Source organism: Rhodobacter sp. CZR27 (assembly GCF_002407205.1).
GTDB lineage: Bacteria > Pseudomonadota > Alphaproteobacteria > Rhodobacterales > Rhodobacteraceae > Cereibacter_A.
The window spans coordinates 564,697-582,022 of sequence record NZ_CP023548.1 but is presented as its reverse complement, the minus strand read 5'-3'; the positions used below and the strand labels follow the sequence as shown (position 1 = coordinate 582,022).

Annotated in this window: 18 protein-coding genes and 1 tRNA gene; 9 read left to right on the top strand and 10 right to left on the bottom strand. The window is 68.8% G+C overall.

Annotated elements, in window-relative coordinates; translation table 11 throughout:
- Positions 1-38: 38 nt before the first annotated feature.
- On the top strand, positions 39-2,003 hold the full coding sequence (locus CK951_RS03055; RefSeq protein ID WP_157764498.1) for a TniQ family protein: 1,965 nt from the start codon (positions 39-41) through the stop codon (positions 2,001-2,003).
- Positions 2,004-2,201: 198 nt separating this feature from the next.
- On the opposite strand, the gene CK951_RS03050 is transcribed toward CK951_RS03055, so the two are convergent.
- From CK951_RS03050 to CK951_RS03040, 3 genes are all read right to left on the bottom strand, one after another.
- Positions 2,202-2,278 (bottom strand) — tRNA-Arg (locus CK951_RS03050).
- Between the two features lie 42 nt (positions 2,279-2,320).
- Complete coding sequence (locus CK951_RS03045; RefSeq protein WP_232520665.1) at positions 2,321-2,806, bottom strand: GNAT family N-acetyltransferase; 486 nt, start codon at positions 2,804-2,806, stop codon at positions 2,321-2,323.
- Between the two features lie 212 nt (positions 2,807-3,018).
- A complete protein-coding gene (locus CK951_RS03040) occupies positions 3,019-3,330 on the bottom strand; it encodes an ETC complex I subunit (protein ID WP_096784763.1) in 312 nt (103 codons plus the stop codon).
- 256 nt (positions 3,331-3,586) lie between these two features.
- Between CK951_RS03040 and uvrB the strand changes: the two genes are divergently transcribed.
- The gene (gene uvrB / locus CK951_RS03035; RefSeq protein ID WP_096784762.1) at positions 3,587-5,770 is read left to right on the top strand and encodes an excinuclease ABC subunit UvrB; all 2,184 of its coding nucleotides are present in this window, start codon (positions 3,587-3,589) and stop codon (positions 5,768-5,770) included.
- Positions 5,771-5,837: 67 nt separating this feature from the next.
- Positions 5,838-6,563: a hypothetical protein gene (locus CK951_RS03030; RefSeq protein WP_096784761.1), complete on the top strand. Its 726-nt coding sequence runs from the start codon at positions 5,838-5,840 to the stop codon at positions 6,561-6,563.
- An 8-nt stretch (positions 6,564-6,571) separates the two neighbouring features.
- Here the strand turns inward: CK951_RS03030 and CK951_RS03025 are convergent, their stop codons facing one another.
- Positions 6,572-6,844: a GlsB/YeaQ/YmgE family stress response membrane protein gene (locus CK951_RS03025; RefSeq protein ID WP_096784760.1), complete on the bottom strand. Its 273-nt coding sequence runs from the start codon at positions 6,842-6,844 to the stop codon at positions 6,572-6,574.
- A 53-nt stretch (positions 6,845-6,897) separates the two neighbouring features.
- Complete coding sequence (locus tag CK951_RS03020; protein ID WP_096784759.1) at positions 6,898-7,215, bottom strand: antibiotic biosynthesis monooxygenase; 318 nt, start codon at positions 7,213-7,215, stop codon at positions 6,898-6,900.
- A 141-nt stretch (positions 7,216-7,356) separates the two neighbouring features.
- On the opposite strand from CK951_RS03020, the gene CK951_RS03015 reads away from it, so the two are divergent.
- Together CK951_RS03015 and CK951_RS03005 are read left to right on the top strand one after the other, a co-directional pair.
- Positions 7,357-7,548 (top strand): hypothetical protein, encoded by a 192-nt coding sequence (locus CK951_RS03015; RefSeq protein WP_096787141.1) that lies wholly within the window; start codon positions 7,357-7,359, stop codon positions 7,546-7,548.
- Positions 7,549-7,850: 302 nt separating this feature from the next.
- Complete coding sequence (locus CK951_RS03005) at positions 7,851-7,994, top strand: entericidin A/B family lipoprotein (RefSeq protein WP_096784757.1); 144 nt, start codon at positions 7,851-7,853, stop codon at positions 7,992-7,994.
- A gap of 60 nt (positions 7,995-8,054) precedes the next feature.
- Here the strand turns inward: CK951_RS03005 and lepA are convergent, their stop codons facing one another.
- Positions 8,055-9,854 (bottom strand): translation elongation factor 4, encoded by a 1,800-nt coding sequence (gene lepA / locus CK951_RS03000; RefSeq protein ID WP_198402387.1) that lies wholly within the window; start codon positions 9,852-9,854, stop codon positions 8,055-8,057.
- A 62-nt stretch (positions 9,855-9,916) separates the two neighbouring features.
- Between lepA and CK951_RS21865 the strand changes: the two genes are divergently transcribed.
- On the top strand, positions 9,917-11,116 hold the full coding sequence (locus CK951_RS21865; RefSeq protein ID WP_157764497.1) for a calcium-binding protein: 1,200 nt from the start codon (positions 9,917-9,919) through the stop codon (positions 11,114-11,116).
- 110 nt (positions 11,117-11,226) lie between these two features.
- Positions 11,227-11,535 carry a hypothetical protein gene (locus tag CK951_RS02990; RefSeq protein ID WP_096784754.1) on the top strand — a complete coding sequence of 103 codons (309 nt, stop codon included), beginning with the start codon at positions 11,227-11,229 and terminating at the stop codon, positions 11,533-11,535.
- Positions 11,536-11,571: 36 nt separating this feature from the next.
- On the opposite strand, the gene CK951_RS02985 is transcribed toward CK951_RS02990, so the two are convergent.
- The 4 genes from CK951_RS02985 to meaB all read right to left on the bottom strand — a co-directional run bounded on the left by CK951_RS02985 (position 11,572) and on the right by meaB (position 13,961).
- A complete protein-coding gene (locus tag CK951_RS02985) occupies positions 11,572-12,054 on the bottom strand; it encodes a copper chaperone PCu(A)C (RefSeq protein ID WP_096784753.1) in 483 nt (160 codons plus the stop codon).
- A gap of 36 nt (positions 12,055-12,090) precedes the next feature.
- Positions 12,091-12,444, bottom strand: coding sequence for a hypothetical protein (locus CK951_RS02980; protein ID WP_096784752.1), 354 nt, complete (start codon positions 12,442-12,444; stop codon positions 12,091-12,093).
- Between the two features lie 118 nt (positions 12,445-12,562).
- A complete protein-coding gene (gene rpmB / locus CK951_RS02975; RefSeq protein ID WP_069332452.1) occupies positions 12,563-12,853 on the bottom strand; it encodes a 50S ribosomal protein L28 in 291 nt (96 codons plus the stop codon).
- Positions 12,854-12,989: 136 nt separating this feature from the next.
- On the bottom strand, positions 12,990-13,961 hold the full coding sequence (gene meaB / locus CK951_RS02970; RefSeq protein ID WP_096784751.1) for a methylmalonyl Co-A mutase-associated GTPase MeaB: 972 nt from the start codon (positions 13,959-13,961) through the stop codon (positions 12,990-12,992).
- Positions 13,962-14,087: 126 nt separating this feature from the next.
- Here meaB and CK951_RS02965 point away from each other — a divergent pair, with 126 nt between their 5' ends.
- Entirely contained in the window at positions 14,088-14,798 is a 711-nt protein-coding gene (locus CK951_RS02965) for a DUF3108 domain-containing protein (protein WP_232520664.1), read from the top strand.
- A gap of 39 nt (positions 14,799-14,837) precedes the next feature.
- The gene (gene hrpB / locus CK951_RS02960; RefSeq protein ID WP_096784749.1) at positions 14,838-17,264 is read left to right on the top strand and encodes an ATP-dependent helicase HrpB; all 2,427 of its coding nucleotides are present in this window, start codon (positions 14,838-14,840) and stop codon (positions 17,262-17,264) included.
- The last annotated feature ends 62 nt before the right edge of the window (positions 17,265-17,326 follow it).

The following is a 17,326-nucleotide window of genomic DNA, read 5'->3' as shown; positions in this document are numbered from 1 at the left end:
GGTCGTCTGGCCGTCCTGGGCCGCTCTGCATATTGCAGATGTGCCGCGGGACACCGCGTGACGCTGCAGCCCGCGGTGTCGGCCGATCCAGAGCCTGTCTCATCCACGAGTGGAAATCCGCAGCCCGTTGCTCCATCCTGCCACGGCATCCCTCTCTAGCCGTCTTCTCTCCAGTGGCACAGCCGTTTCCTCTCCGCCCGGTGCCCCTGATCCGGGAGACCTTCCCCTCCTTCCTCTCCCGGTTCGCCGCCATGAATGGCGTCAGCACGTGGGATTTCTGTCGAGACCGGGATTTCTCGCTCAAGCGCGCCGTGGAACTGGAGCCGGACGTCGTCGAACGTATTGGCGAGATCGGTGGGCTGTCGCAGGATGCGCTCCGTGACATGCTGTCCTGGACGGGCGAGCGCGCCGGCACCGTCCGCATGACGTTCCGGGGCGAGATCTTCGGATCCCGGGCGCTCCGCAACCCGAAGGTGCGGGGCTGTCCGGCCTGCCTCCGGGAGGATGCCGCGGCCCATCGTGGTGCTGCGATCGAGGCGATGGCGCTCCGCGGCGACTGGCAGTTTCGCGAGGTCAGCCTCTGTCTCCGGCACCGGCATCCGCTGGTGCAGCTCTGGGAGGTCGAGAGCCTTACCGAGCGGCACGACTTCGGCGTCCGGCTGACGGCCATCGAGGACGCGATCCTCGGCGGGACCTTGGATCTGCCCGCGTCCGAGCCGAGCGCCTTTGACTTCTGGCTCGACCGGCGCCTCGCGGATGGCAGCGACGCGACGTGGCTTGCGAACCATTCGCTGCACGCGGCGACGATCTTCGTCCGGCTACTCGGCATGGAACTCCTGCGGCTGCATGAACCTTCCGCGGACTACTATGACCGGCTCCGTCTCGCGCAGGTCAAGGGCTTCGACGTGGCGGAGTGTGGCGGGGAGGCGATCGGCGAGGCCCTCGATGCGCTGGCCCGCCATCCGGGCGGGCACAACGACGAGCCGCAGAAGGCCTTCGGTCAGCTCTACGCCAACCTGAACCGGCTCTACCTCGACGAGGCCGGCTTCGACCCGTTCCGCCGGCTGCTTCGCGATTGCATCCTCGCCCACTGGCCGGTCGCCGCGGGCGAGATCGTGCTGGGCGAAGCGCTGCCAAAGCGGCGCCTCCATTCCGTGCTCACCGCCGCGCGGGAGGCGGGCGTCACGACCGATCTGGCCCGGCAGTTCCTGTTGGAGGCGGGGGCCATCCGCCTGGGGGATAACCGGCCCGATAGCCGCAAGACCTTCGATGCGGACCGCTTCGGCCCGCTCATCACCGAGATCCCGAAGCTCGTCGGACCTGGCCCGATGCGCCGGGCGATGGAGGCCACGTTGAAGGAGTTCCAGGCTCTCGTCGCGGACGGGGTGGCTCTGGTGGCGGAGCTGCACGCCCGTGCCGTGCCGGTCGCGGCCGATGACGCCGCATGGGAGAGCGTCCAGCGCGCCCGGCAACGACGGAGCGTGGCGGTCGGCGTCATCATCGCGGCCATCATCCAGGCCGGGGAGCTGAAGGCGGGGCGACGGGCCGGTGTGGAGGGCTATGGCGGGATCGTGGTGGCGCGGGCCGAGGTCGACAGGATGGCGGAGGCGCGGTCTGTCAGGCTTACCCCCGAACGGCCGTCGGCCGCGGCGTTCGGCCGGAGTATCGGGATGCGCGATGGCGGCCGGTTCCTGGCGCTGGTGGCCGCGGGACACACTCCGGCAACCAGGGTGACGCATCCGAAGTTCGGCACCGTGATCCTCGTCCTCTCCGAAGCCGACATCGCCGCGTTCCATCGCCGGTTCGCGACCACGACGACTCTCACCGCCGAATGGGGCGAGCACCGGAACACTGTCATCGCCCGGCTGGAGGCAGCCCCGAGTGTCGCGAATCTCGCCGGACGGGGCCGATTACGGGGCGCTCTATCTGCAAACGGACGTGGAGCCGGTCGCAAGATGACGCCCTCGGGCGTCCGGCGGGATCCGCCGGGCGGAGGGTTCTGAGATCGGCCGAACTGCGAAAGAGGAGCCGTGAAGAGCCCAAAAAGGAACGCCTATGGGCGGCAAAGTCAGGAAAATACCCCGCTGTATCAGAGACTTGCGACAGGAAGCCCCGACATCACGAGATTTGTCTTGATCGCGGGTGTGCAAGAAAACCGCCGAAACGTGCATCTTTATGCCTCGTTGGCAAAGAGACGCCCATGGCGGGCCCAGAAGGACTCGAACCCTCAGCCTGCCGATTAGAAGTCGGCTGCTCTATCCAGTTGAGCTATGAGCCCGCTTTTGCCCTTTTGCGTCAGCCGGGACCTGCGCGCAAGGGGTCAGAGGCTGCGCGTCATGAAGAGGCTGTTGGGATCCTCCACATATCCCTCGAACGGCGGGCAGGGGACGAAGCCGGCGGCTGCATAGAGCCGGCGGGCCGAGGCGAAAGCGGGCTCGACCCCGGTCTCGAGGCTCATGCGGGTGAAGCCGGCCGCGCGCGCCTCCGCAAGGAGGTGATCGAGCAGCAGCCGGGCAAGGCCCCTTCCCCGCGCCTCCTCGACGACATGCATCGACTTGATCTCCGCATGTCCGGCATCGATGGCCTTGAACGCGCCCATGCCGAGGACATCTTCGCCCTCCCGCACACTGAAGAAGGCCACCGCCGGATCGGCCAGATCGGCCGGGTCAAGCGCATGCACGCTTTCGGGCGGGGAACTCTGCCACATCAGCTCGAGGTGACGCCGGAACAGCGGGCCGAGGTCCAGGGACAGCGGGTTGTCACGCCGGATCACCGGGCGGGCACCTGCGTCGATCATGTCTGACATGGCTCAAGACTCCCGTCCGGTTGAGGGCATTCGCCGCGATTACGGTCGCTCCTGCCCAGCGCGAGGGACCGCAACCGTCCGTGGCGCCCTATGGGCGCGCAGGATCCGGCTTTCGCGGCAGCCGGAAAGCGGTGAGCGCGAGGCGCACAGGCTTCGGGCCGGGAGCCGGCGCGCAAGGGCGCGATGTCCGGCCACTTCCGCCTCGCCACTCCTCAGTGCGTCCACGCACCCCGGCGATCGGTCGCGAAGTTCTCGCCATACCCGCGCGGGCGGACGTTCGCGCGACGGAGCCGCGGTTCCATCACCTCCACCTCGAGACCGTGGTGGCGGGCGTAGTCGAGCGCGGCCTCACGGCTCTCGAAGCGAAGCACGACCTGACTCTGCGTGTCGCCGGACGATGTCCAGCCCATCAGCGGATCGATGTCGCGGGTCTCGTTGCTTTCGAATTCGAGAACCCAGCCTCTCGCCTTGCCGGTTCCGGACTGCATGGCGTTTCGGGCCGGTTGGTAGATACGCGCGCGCATGAAGGGCTCCCTTGCAGTTGCCCCGTTTATTGGCGGCTTTCCTGTCGCAGATCAAGACCAACCCGGCCTTTTGCAAGGCGGCTGTCGGTCGATCACGGGAGGGTGGGTGGGGTGTGTGGTGCAACCGACCGACAGCGTTCTGCTGCTTGCCTCTTCCTTCTACCGGTCGAGGGTTAAGGGCGGGTAAAGATCCGCACCCCTTCCCCTTGTTTGCGAACAAAAACGGATCAAATCTAGGCGGCCAGGGGAATCAGCCATGCCGCACAACAATACGAACATGCCGATGCACCGCCCGGACGTGCTGACCCGCCCGAAGCTCGAAGGCGGGCGGCGGTTCGTCCTGCGGACTCCGTTCGAGCCGGCCGGCGACCAGCCGACCGCGATCGCGGAACTGGCAGCGGGCATCGTCGCCGGCGAACAGAATCAGGTGCTGCTGGGGGCTACGGGCACCGGCAAGACCTTCACCATGGCGAAGATCATCGAGCAGACCCAGCGCCCGGCGATCATCCTTGCGCCGAACAAGACGCTGGCGGCGCAGCTTTACGGCGAATTCAAGGGCTTCTTCCCCGAGAACGCGGTGGAATACTTCGTGTCCTACTACGACTACTACCAGCCCGAGGCCTACGTTCCGCGCTCCGACACCTACATCGAGAAGGAATCGCAGATCAACGAGCAGATCGACCGGATGCGCCACTCCGCCACCCGGGCGCTGCTGGAGCGTGACGACGTGATCATCGTGGCCTCGGTCTCGTGCATCTACGGCATCGGCTCGGTCGAGACCTATTCGGCGATGACGCAGGACCTGATCGTGGGCAACGCCTACGACCAGCGGACGGTTCTGGCGGAACTGGTGGCGCAGCAATACCGCCGGAACGACCAGGCCTTCCAGCGCGGCAGCTTTCGGGTCAGGGGCGATTCGCTGGAAGTCTGGCCGGCCCACCTTGAAGACCGGGCGTGGCGGTTCTCGTTCTTTGGCGAGGAGCTGGAAAGCATCACCGAGTTCGACCCGCTGACCGGCGCGAAGACCGACAGCTTCAAGCAGATCCGCATCTACGCGAATTCGCACTACGTCACGCCGCGGCCGACGATGCAGCAGGCTGTCCAGGGCATCAAGCGCGAGCTGCGCCAGCGGCTCGACCAGCTGGTGAACGAGGGAAAACTGCTGGAGGCGCAGCGGCTGGAGCAGCGCACCAACTTCGATCTCGAGATGCTGGAGGCGACCGGTGTCTGCAACGGCATCGAGAACTACTCGCGCTACCTGACGGGCCGCGCGCCGGGCGAGCCGCCGCCCACGCTGTTCGAGTTCATCCCCGATAACGCCATCGTCTTCGCCGACGAAAGCCATGTCAGCGTGCCGCAGATCGGCGGCATGTATCGTGGCGACTACCGGCGCAAGTTCACCCTCGCCGAGCACGGCTTCCGCCTGCCCTCCTGCATGGACAACCGCCCGCTGAAGTTCGAGGAATGGGACGCGATGCGGCCGCAGTCGGTCTTCGTCTCGGCGACGCCCGCAGCGTGGGAACTGGAACAGGCTGGCGGTGTCTTCGCCGAACAGGTGATCCGGCCGACCGGCCTCCTCGATCCGATGGTCGAGATCCGCCCGGTGGAGATGCAGGTGGACGACCTCTTGGACGAGATCCGCAAGGTTTCGGCCGCCGGGCTGCGCACGCTGGTCACGGTGCTGACCAAGCGCATGGCCGAGGATCTGACCGAATACCTGCACGAACAGGGCATCCGCGTGCGCTACATGCATTCGGACATCGACACGATCGAGCGGATCGAGATCCTGCGCGACCTGCGCCTCGGGGCCTTCGACGTGCTGGTGGGGATCAACCTCTTGCGCGAGGGGCTCGACATCCCGGAATGCGGGTTGGTGGCGATCCTCGACGCCGACAAGGAAGGGTTCCTGCGCTCGGAAACCTCGCTGATCCAGACCATTGGCCGGGCGGCGCGGAATGCCGAGGGCCGGGTGATCATGTATGCCGACCGGATCACCGGCAGCATGGAGCGCGCGCTGCGCGAGACCGAGCGGCGGCGCGAGAAGCAGATCGCCTACAACGAGGCGCATGGCATCACGCCGCAGACCGTCCGGAAGAACGTCGAGGACGTGCTGGCCGGTCTCTGGCAGGGCGACACCGACATGAGCCGCGTGACGGCAAAGGTCGAGAAGCCGATGGTCGGCGCGAACCTTGCCGCCCATCTCGACGCGCTGCGCGCGGCGATGCGCAAGGCCGCCGAGAACCTCGAGTTCGAGGAGGCCGCCCGCCTCCGCGACGAGGTCAAGCGCCTCGAGGCCGTGGAGCTTGCGGTAGCGGACGACCCGCTCGCCCGGCAGTCGGCGGTCGAGGAGGCGGCGGAAGCCGCGGTGAAATCCTCGGGCCGCAGCACCGCGGGGCGGGCCGGCCAGCGCGGCGGCAACAAGCGGCGTCGCGGGCGCTGATCCGGCCGGTCTTAACCGGCCGTTAACCTTGAGCGCGTCAGGCTGCACGGGTTCGGAGGACCGACCCATGCGCACCGCTCTCTCGCGCCTGCTCGGGCTGGCAGCGCTGGCCGGGGCGGCCGTCTGCGCACCGCACGCCCACGCCGGGCCCTGGGCGCGCGAGGATGGCGCGGTCTTTCTCACCCTGTCGCAGCAGGGCGATGCGGCCGGCGAAAGCTGGACCGGCCTCTGGGCCGAATATGGCCTGACGCCGCGGATCACGCTGGGGATCGACGCCGGCGTGTCGGGACGCGGCGACGGAAAGTTCATCCTGTGGGGCCAGAAGGCCTGGGTGCGCGGCGAGCACCGCTTCGCAGCCTCGGCCGGGATCGGCGCCAGCTTCATCGGCGAGGAGGTCATGCCGCTCGCGCAGCTGGGCGGCGGATGGGGCCGCGGTCTTTCGACCCGGTTCGGGGCAGGATGGGTGGCCGCCGAGGCTCGGGCGATCGTCACGGCGCGCAACGTGACCTTCACGCAGCAGCTCAACTCGCAGGCCCTGGCGACCTATGTCTACATGCTGCCGGAAACCAGCGCGAAGGCCGAACTGACACTGGGCCTTCGCCCGCGCGACCGGCTGATGCTGATCAGCCAGGTGCAGCTGGAACAGGGACGCGACACGGGCCTCGACATGCGGCTGGCCAACTCGGTCGTCTACAGCCTGCGCGATCCGGCAAAGCTGGAGGTGGGGCTGATCACGCCGATCAGCGGCGAGGCCGAGCCTGCGGTGAAGCTCGGCCTCTGGCTGGAGTTCTGACTCCCGCGCTAGTCGAAGATCAGCCGGGCGATCACCAGCACGATCACCGCGCCGATCAGCGCGGCCGCCAGAATCGCCACCAGCCCCGAGGCCGCCAGCACCGTCACCCCAAGGGCGAGCAGAACCAGCGGCGCGGCCAGTGCGCCGATCAGCCCGATGAGCAAGTAGCGGCCCCGGTGCCGCCCGCCCGCGGCAAGGCTCGCGACCCATCCGGCCAGAAGACCTGTCAGGGCAAGCAGGACCAGCCCCACCACCCCGACAGCCTGCACGAACTCTTCCATCTGTCTCTCCCACCGTTGCGGAAGAAAACGCGGACGGATGGCCGCCGGGTCCGTCAGTAGACCGCGGCCACCTCGTACATCACCGGCTCGAAGCTGCGGCACAGTTCGGCAAACCGTCGGGTGCGCTCCCGCATCTCCGGCGCGCGCAGCATCGCCATGAAATCCTCGCGCCGCTGCCACTGGGAATAGTTCGCGATCCGCGTCTGGGCATCGTTGACGTGCAGGCTGGCCGAGATGAAGCCCGGCTGGTGGCGGATGAAGTCGTCGAGCGCGGCCTGCAGTTCCTCGAGCAGGTCGGCGCAGGTGCCGGGGGTCATCTCGAAGGTTGTGATTACGGTCTGGCCGGTGAAGGCCGGGTCGATATTGGTCATGTCCGCTCTCCTGTCCTGAGGGAAAGCCTATGACTGCCGAAGACTTGCGGCAAGCGCGGTAAAATGCGGCAGCCGGTGCGGCGGCCGGCCTGCGGCAACTTCGCCCTACCCGTCCCCATGGGTCCGCGCTACGCTTCGGCCATGCAACTGATCGATCCGAACCACCCGTTCTTCCGTCCCGCCTGGCGCCGCTGGGCCACCGGGATCTTTCCGATCGCCTGGTCCGCCGTGGAGCTTTTCGCCCTCGGCAACCCGATCTGGGCGGTGATCTTCCTGCTTCTGGGGATCTATGCCTTCTGGGTGCTGGTCATCAAGGGACCGGACGCCGCCTGAACGCAGCCGCCGCGCGCGTCCATCCGCCGACCGGAAGGATGCGCGCGGCCTGTCTCTCCCGATGGCCCTGCGTCGGGCGGCCGGGCGGCGGCAGGCTGCCACCCGGCCGCGGTCCACGGCCGGGATCGATCAGCATGGCGGCCCCCGAGGCCGCGAGCGTCAGCAGGAAAAGGGCGAGGACGAACCGGGTCATGCGGCAGAGAATTGCCGCAATCCGTTTAAGGACGCCTTAAGCCCCTTCTTCGGCCGGAACGGGATGGGCCGCCCGTGCGTTCGTGGCGCAGCAACCACGGAGAAACCACATGATGAAACCCTTCCTCCTCCTGCCCCTGCTGGCGCTGGTGGGCCTTGCCGCCTGCGAGACGGTCGAAGGCGCGGGTCAGGATCTTTCGGCTGCGGGCGACGCGATTACCCAGGAATCGCAGGAGGCCCAGAGCGGCATGTGAGGAAGGCGATCCTCGCCAGGCCGACGGGGCGGGGCACGGGCTGATGCCCGGCCCTGCCTCTCAACTGTCCATCTTCAGCGCGTTGATGAAGGCCTGCTGCGGGATCTCGACCTTGCCGAACTGGCGCATCTTCTTCTTGCCGGCCTTCTGCTTGTCCAGCAGCTTGCGCTTCCGCGTGGCGTCACCGCCGTAGCACTTGGCGGTCACGTCCTTGCGCATCGCCGAGATCGTCTCGCGCGCGATCACCCGTCCGCCGATCGCCGCCTGGATCGGGATCTTGAACATGTGCCGCGGGATCAGCTCCTTGAGCTTTTCCACCATGGCCCGGCCGCGCAGGTCGGCGCGGTCGCGGTGCACCATCATCGACAGCGCGTCCACCGGCTCGTCGTTCACGAGGATCGACATCTTCACCAGGAAATCCTCGCGGTAGCCGGTGATCTGGTAGTCGAAGCTGGCATAGCCCTTCGTCACCGACTTCAGCCGGTCGTAGAAGTCGAACACAACCTCGTTCAGCGGCAGGTCATAGACGACCATCGCGCGACTGCCGGCATAGCTCAGGTCAAGCTGGATGCCGCGGCGGTCCTGACACAGCTTCAGCACGTCACCGAGATACTCGTCCGGAACCATGATCGTGGCGCGGATCCGCGGCTCCTCGATATGGTCCACATAGGTCAGGTCGGGCATGTCGGTGGGGTTGTGCAGTTCCTGCACGGTCCCGTCCTTCATGTAGATCTGATAGACCACCGAGGGCGCGGTGGTGATCAGATCCAGATCGTATTCCCGTTCCAGCCGGTCCCGCACCACTTCCAGATGCAGAAGCCCGAGGAAGCCGCAACGGAAGCCGAAGCCCAGCGCCGCCGAGGTCTCCATCTCGTAGGTGAAGGAGGCGTCGTTCAGCGCCAGCTTCTCGATCGCCTCGCGCAGGGCCTCGAAATCGTTGGCGTCCACCGGGAAGAGGCCGCAGAACACCACCGGCTGCGCCGGCTTGAAGCCCGGCAGCGGCGCTTCGCAGCCCTTCTTCTCGTGGGTGATCGTGTCGCCCACCCGAGTGTCCCGCACCTGCTTGATCGAGGCGGTCAGCACGCCGATCTCGCCCGGACCGAGTTCGTCGATGTCCACCATCTGGGGTTTCAGCACGGCCAGCCGGTCGATCCCGTAGATCGCGCCGGTCTGCATCATCTTCACCCGGTCGCCCTTGCGGATCACGCCGTCCATCACGCGGATCATCACGACGACGCCGAGATAGCTGTCATACCAGCTGTCCACCAGCATCGCCTTCAGCGGCGCCGAACGGTCACCCTGCGGATGCGGCAGGCGGGTGACGATGGCTTCCAGCACGTCGGGAATCCCCAGCCCCGACTTGGCCGAGATCAGCACCGCATCCGAGGCATCGAGGCCGATCACGTCCTCGATCTGCGCCTTGACCCGCTCGGGCTCGGCCGCGGGCAGATCGATCTTGTTCAGCACCGGCACGATGTCGTGCCCGGCATCCAGCGCCTGATAGACGTTGGCCAGAGTCTGCGCCTCGACGCCCTGCGAGGCATCGACGACCAGTAGCGAACCCTCGACCGCGCGCATGGACCGGCTGACCTCATAGGCGAAGTCGACGTGGCCGGGCGTGTCGATCAGGTTCAGGACGTAGGTCTTGCCGTCCTTCGCCGGATATTCGATCCGCACGGTGTTGGCCTTGATGGTGATGCCCCGCTCGCGCTCGATATCCATCGAGTCCAGGATCTGGGCCTTCATGTCGCGTTCGGCCACCGTCCCCGTCAACTGGATCAGCCGGTCGGCGAGGGTGGATTTGCCGTGGTCAATATGTGCCACGATCGAGAAGTTGCGGATGAGGTCGAGCTGGGTCATGCGCGGCATATAGCCTGTCGCGGCTGCGCCGGGAAGGGGCCTGCGAGAACCGGGGTCGCGTGTTGACAGCGAGCCCGCCCAGGGCGAGAATTATCGTCACTAAACCACTGATTGCAAGGTATATTATGACCACTCGCGTTAACGGGACGTCCGCCGCGGACTTCCTGAGAGAATATTCCTACGACAACCTGATTCTTTCCGGCCGGGGCGGCAACGACACGCTGCAGGGCTCCTACGGCAACGACCGGGTGTTCGGCGGCATCGGCAACGACACGATCTACGTCAGCACGGGCCGCGACGACCTCTATGGCGGGGCGGGCAACGACACCTACATTGCAGACTCCAGTGCAAACGGGTTCTCGGTGTCGGTCCACGAGGATGCGGCAGGCGGCGTGGATACCTTCATCATCCGCACCAGCCTCGTGTGGGGCAGCACGCCGGACAACGTCGAACGCGTGCTGATCGAGGCCGACGTCCTGCGGTTCGAAGGCAATGATGCCGACAACGTCATCGATGCCTCCACGCGCTACAACTCCATGACGATCTCGGGCCACGGCGGAAACGACCGCATCTTCGGCACGTCAGACCACGACATCATCAATGGCGGAAGCGGAGCCGACACGATGTCGGGCGGTGCCGGCTACGACACCTACTATGTCGACAACCTGCGCGACGTGATCCTCGAGAGCGCCTCAAGCTCGGATACGGACCAAGTCTACTCCACCGTCAGCTTCACCCTCAACCAAGGCGTGGAGGAACTTGCCCTGCTCGGTGCGGCGCGCAACGGCACCGGCAATGCACAGGACAATTCGATCTACGGCAACGGTCTGGCGAACGTGCTGGTCGGCCGAGGCGGCGACGACCGGCTCGGCGGCGGGGCGGCCAATGACAGCATCGACGGCGGAGATGGCGACGATGTGCTGGACGGCGGACTGGGTCGCGACATCCTGACCGGCGGCGGCGGCGCGGATGTCTTCGTGTTCCAGACGCGCGGCAGCGGATCGAGCCGCGCAACGGCAGACGTGATCCGGGACTTCCGCAGCGCGGATCTGATCGACCTGACCTCCGCCGACGCGAACCTGCAGCAAGCCGACATCCAGCAATTCACCTTCATCGGAGCGAACGAGTTCCACGACCGCGCAGGTGAGCTGCGCTTCTCCGGCGGCTATCTGATGGCGGATCGCAACGGTGACGGCGCGGCGGACTTCTTCATCGCGGTGACCGGCTCGCTCGCCGACGTCAGGGATTCACTGTTGCTGTGACGGTCCGACGGCACGAATCGGTTTGATAAAAAGCGGCATCCGGGCATAATTGGCGCGATAAGAAAGACCGGCGGGGATCAACCCCGCCGGAGCAGTGAACGAGGCAGATCATGAAGAAACCGGCCCTTGCGGCGGCGCTTGCCGTCCTCGTCCTTCCCACACTTGCCGCTGCCGGAGGCCCGATCGAACGGGCCTGCCTGCGCTCGGACCGTCAGGCGGCCAACCGCGCCACCTGCAACTGCATCCAGCAGGTCGCGGACATGTCCCTGCGCTCGGGCGACCAGAAGCGCGCAGCGAAGTTCTTCGCCGATCCGGAGGAGGCGCAGGAGGTGCGATTCTCCAGCCGCAGCTCCGACGAGGCGTTCTGGCTGCGCTACAAGTCCTTCGGCGAGGCGGCTCAGGCCTATTGCGGCGGCTGACGGAAGGGGCGCGCCCGGCGGGCACGCCCCGAAGGCTCAGTTGCCGTGCGTCATGCCGTGCATCATCTGCCCGGCGGCAGCGTCGCGCTTCAGGTCCACCGGCACCGTCAGGTCGATCGTCTTGCCGCTCTCGAAGCTGAGCGTCAGGGCGACCGTGTCACCATCGGCCAGCGGCCGGGTCAGCCCCATCAGCATGACGTGATCCCCGCCGCGCGCCAGCGCGTGGCTGCCGTGGGCGGGCACCGGAAAGCCCTCCTCGACCTTCCTCATCTGCATGACGCCATCGGCGCCCGCGACATGGGTGTGCAGTTCCACCAGCTCGGCGGCGTCCGAGGCGGCACCGGTCAGCCGGTCGTCGCTGTCGCCGTGGTTCTCGATCACCATGAAGATGCCGCCTGACTTGGCGGCAGGGCTCGCGACGCGCGCATAGGCATCCGTCACCGACAGGTGGCTTTCGGCGAAGGCGGGGGCGGCAACTGCCACCGCGGCGGCGGTCATCAGGGCTTTGAGCAGGGTCATCTTGTGTCTCTCCTGTTTGCGGGAAGGGTGCGTCGGTCAGCCGAAGCCGACCGGCGGCCCGCGCGCACAGGGCGAGAAGGGGTCCGGGCCCTCGGCCTGCCGCGGCAGGTCCAGCCGCAGCGCGATCCCGCGCGCGGCGGGCGCCGCGGGCAGCGCCGGCGCATCCGTCAAGGCCGCAATCAGCAGGCTGCCAAGGCAGTCCGGGCAGGGATGAACCGGCCCGAGGGGCCGCCCGCCGGCATCGACGGCAAGCGTGGTGACGCCGAGGCCGGTGCAGATGACGACCTGCCGGCCCAGCGCCGCCTGTCCGCGCGCCACGGCGACCGTCACCGACGAGGCAACGAGCACGAGGCCGAGCATCAGGACGAACAGGAGGCGGAGCCGGATCATGCCGCGATCATAGGCGCTGGCCGCGCGGCCACAAGCGCGGCCGGCGGCAAAGCTTGCGCCAAAGCAAAGGCCCCGCCGATGGCGGGGCCGCAGCGCGGTGCGATGCAGAGAGAGTGGATCAGGCCGCGGTGGCCTGGGCCTTCTCGATCTCTTTCTTGATGGCGCGGGCTTTCAGCGACAGCTCGTCGTCCTTGGCCTTCGCAAGGAAGGCGTCGAGGCCGCCGCGGTGATCGACGGTGCGCAGCGCCGCCGCCGAGATGCGCAGCTTGAACGACTGGCCCAGCACGTCCGAGATGAGGGTGACGTCGTTCAGGTTCGGCAGGAAGCGCCGACGGGACTTGTTGTTGGCGTGGCTGACCGTGTTGCCGGTCATCGGAGCCTTACCGCTGAGTTCGCAGACGCGCGACATGGTCGTGATCCTTGTGGTTGTGCATGAAGGGCACCGCCAAGGGCAGCGCGCCGAATTCCATCGGCGCCGTGTAGGGGCAAACGCGGGCGGCGTCAAGCGATTCAGGCCCGATCCTTCCGCCCCGCAACACCTCCGGTCAGAGCCGGGCCAGCAGTTCCGCCGCCGCAGCCTCCGGCGTCAGGCCGCCCCGGGTCACGGCCTCGCCCAGCCGCGCCATCGCGTCCCGCGCGGGCCCCGGCCGCGTGAGGACGGACAGCAGCCCCTGCCGCACCTCCTCCTCGAACCAGTGGCGCGACTGCTCGGCCCGGCGGCTTGCGAAATGGCCCTGCTCGCGGCGCCAGAGGATCAGCGCCTGCATCTCCTCCCAGGCGGCGGCAAGGCCGGCCTCCTCCAGCGCCGAGACGGGCATGGCCTTGGGGAACCCCTCGGGGTCCTGCGGGCGCCGGCGCAGCAGGCGCAGCGCGCCGGCGTAGTCCGACACCGTGCGCAGCGCCGCGGGCTTCAGGTCGCCATCGGCCTTGTTGACAAGGATGATGTCGGCCATCTCCATGATGCCGCGCTTGACCCCCTGCAACTCGTCGCCGCCCGCGGGCGCCAGCAGCAGCAGGAACAGGTCGCACAGCTGGGCCACCACGGTCTCGGACTGACCGACGCCCACGGTCTCGATCAGGATGATGTCGAAACCGGCCGCCTCGCACAGCGCCACCGCCTCGCGCGTGCGGCGGGCGACCCCGCCAAGGTGGCTCTGCGAGGGCGAGGGCCGGATGAAGGCGCGCGGCTCGCGCGACAGCCGCTCCATCCGCGTCTTGTCGCCGAGGATCGACCCGCCCGAGCGGGCCGAGGACGGATCGACCGCCAGCACGGCCACCCGCTTCCCCTGCCCCGTCAGCATCAGCCCGAAGCTTTCGATGAAGGTCGACTTGCCGACGCCCGGCGTGCCCGACAATCCGATCCGCAGCGCCTCGCGCCCGGTCTTCGCCAGTTCCCCCAGCAGGGCAAGCGCCTGTTCGCGGTGATCGGCGCGCTGGCTTTCCACCAGCGTGATGGCGCGCGCAAGGGCACGGCGGTCGCCGCTGGCGATACGGGAGGCGAGGTCGGCAGGGTCCATCGTACGCTCCGGCAGGGTTCCGCGCCGCTTGACGCGAATGTCAGCGTGCCGCGGCGATGCGGGGCTGTTTTGCCCTCTCTTCCCGGGATATTCCAGAGGGCAGGTTGCGACAGGATGAGGGTTCGCATGGGCAGGCTCGGGATCATGGCACTGACGCTTCTGCTGGCGGCGCCGGCCAGCGCGGGAACGGACGAGGCGGTGTTCGACCTGATGCTGCGCGGCATGCGGGCGGGGACGCTCTCGTTCAGCGCCGAGGAACAGGACGGCCGCTATGCCGTCAACGGCAGGCTGGAAAGCGGCGGGCTGATCGGCATGTTCAAGACCACACGCTACGACGTGGCCGCGCGGGGCTCGATCCAGGGCCGCACGCCGGCGGCCGCGACCTACAGCGAGCGCGCCGCCCGGGGCGACGATCGCCGCGAGACGATCCTCACATGGACCAACGGCGTCCCCGCGGTGGAGCGCAGCGTGCCGCAGCGCAAGCGCCGCTCCTACGACATCGAGGCGCAAGAGCAGCGCGGCACGGTCGATCCCCTGAGCGCGCTCTACGCCGCGCTGCGCGACACCGCTCCGGGCGAGGAGTGCCGGCTGTCGCTCGACATCTTCGACGGGCGGCGGCTGACGCGGGTGGCCCTCGGCGAGCCCACGCCCTCCGAAACCGGCGTGACCTGCAAGGGCGAGTTCCGCCGCGTGGCGGGCTATTCGAAGGAGGATCTGGCCGAGAAGTCGCGCTTCCCCTTCGTGGTCAGCTTCGCGCCGACCGATGAGGGCCGGATGCGCGCCGTGCGGGTGACGGCCGACACGATCTATGGCCAGGCGACGCTGCGCCGCCGCTAGGCTCTGGCGCGGCGCGCGTGGCACGGCCATAACGGCCGCATGAGCGAGACCCTTCCGATCGACGCCGCGCTGCCCGAACTGGTGGCCGCGCTGCGCAGAAGCCGCATGGCGGTGCTTCAGGCGCCGCCGGGCGCGGGCAAGACCACGCGCGTGCCGCTGGCGATGCTGGACGCCGGCCTCTGCGAGGGCCGCATCATCCTGCTGGAGCCGCGGCGGCTGGCCGCGCGGGCGGCGGCCGAGCGGATGGCCGCGACGCGGGGCGAGGCGGTGGGCCAGACCGTCGGCTACCGCATCCGCGGCGAGGCGAAGGTCTCGCGCGCCACCCGGATCGAGGTGGTGACCGAGGGCATCCTGACCCGGATGATCCAGGACGACCCCGCGCTCGACAGCATCGGCGCGCTGATCTTCGACGAGTTCCACGAGCGCAGCCTCAACGCCGATCTCGGCCTTGCGCTGGCGCTGGAGGTGCGTGGCGCGCTGCGCGAGGATCTGCTGCTCGTCGCGATGTCGGCGACCCTCGATGCCGCGCCGGTGGCGGCCCTCATGGGGGACGCCCCGGTGGTGACCTCCGAGGGCCGCGCCTTCCCGGTCGAGACGCGCTGGCTGCCGAAGCCCCTGCCCCCCGGCGCGCGGCTCGAGCCGGAGGTGGCGGCGATTGTCCGGCAGGCGCTGGCCGAGACCGAGGGCGACATGCTGGTCTTCCTGCCCGGCGAGGCCGAGATCCGGCGCGTGCAGGGCCTGCTCGACCTTCCGGGCTGCGAGGTCGCCCCGCTCTTCGGCGCGATGGACTTCGGCGCGCAGCGCGCGGCCCTCGCACCATCCGAGCGCCGCAAGGTCGTCCTCGCGACCTCGATCGCCGAAACCTCGCTGACCATTCCGGGCGTCCGGGTGGTCGTGGATGCCGGCCGGGCGCGGCGGGCGCGGTTCGACCCCAACTCCGGCATGTCCCGGCTGGTGACCGAGCGTGTCACGCGGGCCGAGGCCGAGCAGCGCCGCGGTCGCGCCGGCCGCGTGGCCCCGGGGATCTGCTTCCGGATGTGGACGAAGGGCGAGGAAGGCGCGCTCCTGCCCTTTCCCCCTGCCGAGATCGAGGCCGCCGACCTCACCGGCCTCGCGCTGGAACTGGCGGTCTGGGGCAGCAGCGACCTCGCCTTCCTCACGCCGCCGCATCCCGGCGTGCTGGCCGAGGCCCGCGCCCTGCTGGAAGGGCTGGGCGCGCTGGAGAACGGCCGCATCACCGAACACGGCCGTGCGCTCGCGCGGCTGCCGCTGCATCCGCGTGTGGGCCACATGCTGGCGCTCTCGGGGCCTCAGGCCGCACCGCTCGCCGCGCTCATGGCCGACCGCGACCTGGTGAAGGGGCCGCCGGACCTCGCGCTGCGCCTTGCTGCCCTGCGCGACCCGAAACGGTTCTCGGACGAGCATCCGCATGAGGTGAACCGTGCCGCCCTCGCCCGCATCCGCGACGAGGCCCGGCGGCTCGCGAGCTCGGTGTCCGCGCCCGATGCGGGCTTCTCGCCGGGCCAGATGGCGGCGCTGGCCTATCCCGACCGGATCGGCCTCAGGCGCAAGGGCGACAGCCCGCGCTGGGTGCTGTCGGCCGGCAAGGGCGCGGCGATGGAGCCGGGCCAGCCGCTGTCGGGGGCCCGCCTGATCGTCGCCACCGACCTCGACGGCAATGCCCGCGAGGCGAAGGTCCGGCAGGCCGCCGCCATCACCGAATCCGAATTGCGCGAGCTTTTCGCCCCACAGATCCGCTGGCGCGAGGTCTGCGAGTGGTCGCGTCGCGAGGGCCGGGTGATCGCCCGGCGGCAGGAGATGCTGGGCGCCCTCGTGCTCGACGACCGCAGCTGGCCCGATGCCCCGCCCGAGGCGCTGGCCCGCGCCGCCGTCGAGGGCCTGCGCCAGATCGGCCTGCCCTGGAGCCCATCCGCCCGCCGCCTCCGCGCCCGGATCGCGCTGCTGCATGCCGAGGGCGCCGACCTGCCGGATGTGTCGGACGCGGCCCTGCTGGCCGATCCCGACTGGCTGCTGCCCTTCCTCGGCGGGCGCCGGACCGAGGCCGACCTGCGCGCCCTCGACCTGACCGAGCCGCTGCGCGCGCGGCTCGGCTGGGAGGGCGGGCAACTCCTCGACCGCCTGGCGCCGTCGCATTTCGAAACCCCGCTCGGCCGCCGCGTGCCGATCGATTACGAGGGCGAGGCGCCCGGCATCGAGATCCGGCTGCAGGAGATGTTCGGCGTGACGGCCCATCCCACGGTCGGGCCGAAGCGGCTGCCGTTGCGGATCACGCTGCTCTCGCCCGGCCAGCGCCCGGTGCAGGTGACGATGGACCTGCCCGGCTTCTGGGCCAGTTCCTACGCGGACGTGCGCCGGGACATGCGCGGCCGCTACCCGCGCCACCCCTGGCCGGAAGATCCGACCGAGGCCGAGCCGACCACCCGCGCCAAGCCGCGCGGCACCTGAGCCGCCCGCGCCTCAGCCAGCCGCTCCCCAAGCCGGACGCCCCGGCCCACCGCGCCCGTTCC

Coding starts and splice junctions, on each gene's coding strand:
- hrpB (WP_096784749.1), top strand. CDS start 14,838: ATGAGCGAGACCCTTCCGATCGACGCCGCGCTGCCCGAACTGGTGGCC.
- CK951_RS02965 (WP_232520664.1), top strand. CDS start 14,088: ATGGGCAGGCTCGGGATCATGGCACTGACGCTTCTGCTGGCGGCGCCG.
- CK951_RS03005 (WP_096784757.1), top strand. CDS start 7,851: ATGATGAAACCCTTCCTCCTCCTGCCCCTGCTGGCGCTGGTGGGCCTT.
- CK951_RS03030 (WP_096784761.1), top strand. CDS start 5,838: ATGCGCACCGCTCTCTCGCGCCTGCTCGGGCTGGCAGCGCTGGCCGGG.
- CK951_RS03045 (WP_232520665.1), bottom strand. CDS start 2,806: ATGTCAGACATGATCGACGCAGGTGCCCGCCCGGTGATCCGGCGTGAC.
- rpmB (WP_069332452.1), bottom strand. CDS start 12,853: ATGTCGCGCGTCTGCGAACTCAGCGGTAAGGCTCCGATGACCGGCAAC.
- lepA (WP_198402387.1), bottom strand. CDS start 9,854: ATGACCCAGCTCGACCTCATCCGCAACTTCTCGATCGTGGCACATATT.
- CK951_RS02985 (WP_096784753.1), bottom strand. CDS start 12,054: ATGACCCTGCTCAAAGCCCTGATGACCGCCGCCGCGGTGGCAGTTGCC.
- CK951_RS03040 (WP_096784763.1), bottom strand. CDS start 3,330: ATGCGCGCGCGTATCTACCAACCGGCCCGAAACGCCATGCAGTCCGGA.
- CK951_RS03025 (WP_096784760.1), bottom strand. CDS start 6,844: ATGGAAGAGTTCGTGCAGGCTGTCGGGGTGGTGGGGCTGGTCCTGCTT.
- meaB (WP_096784751.1), bottom strand. CDS start 13,961: ATGGACCCTGCCGACCTCGCCTCCCGTATCGCCAGCGGCGACCGCCGT.
- CK951_RS03015 (WP_096787141.1), top strand. CDS start 7,357: ATGCAACTGATCGATCCGAACCACCCGTTCTTCCGTCCCGCCTGGCGC.
- CK951_RS02980 (WP_096784752.1), bottom strand. CDS start 12,444: ATGATCCGGCTCCGCCTCCTGTTCGTCCTGATGCTCGGCCTCGTGCTC.
- CK951_RS03055 (WP_157764498.1), top strand. CDS start 39: ATGTGCCGCGGGACACCGCGTGACGCTGCAGCCCGCGGTGTCGGCCGA.
- CK951_RS03020 (WP_096784759.1), bottom strand. CDS start 7,215: ATGACCAATATCGACCCGGCCTTCACCGGCCAGACCGTAATCACAACC.
- uvrB (WP_096784762.1), top strand. CDS start 3,587: ATGCCGCACAACAATACGAACATGCCGATGCACCGCCCGGACGTGCTG.
- CK951_RS02990 (WP_096784754.1), top strand. CDS start 11,227: ATGAAGAAACCGGCCCTTGCGGCGGCGCTTGCCGTCCTCGTCCTTCCC.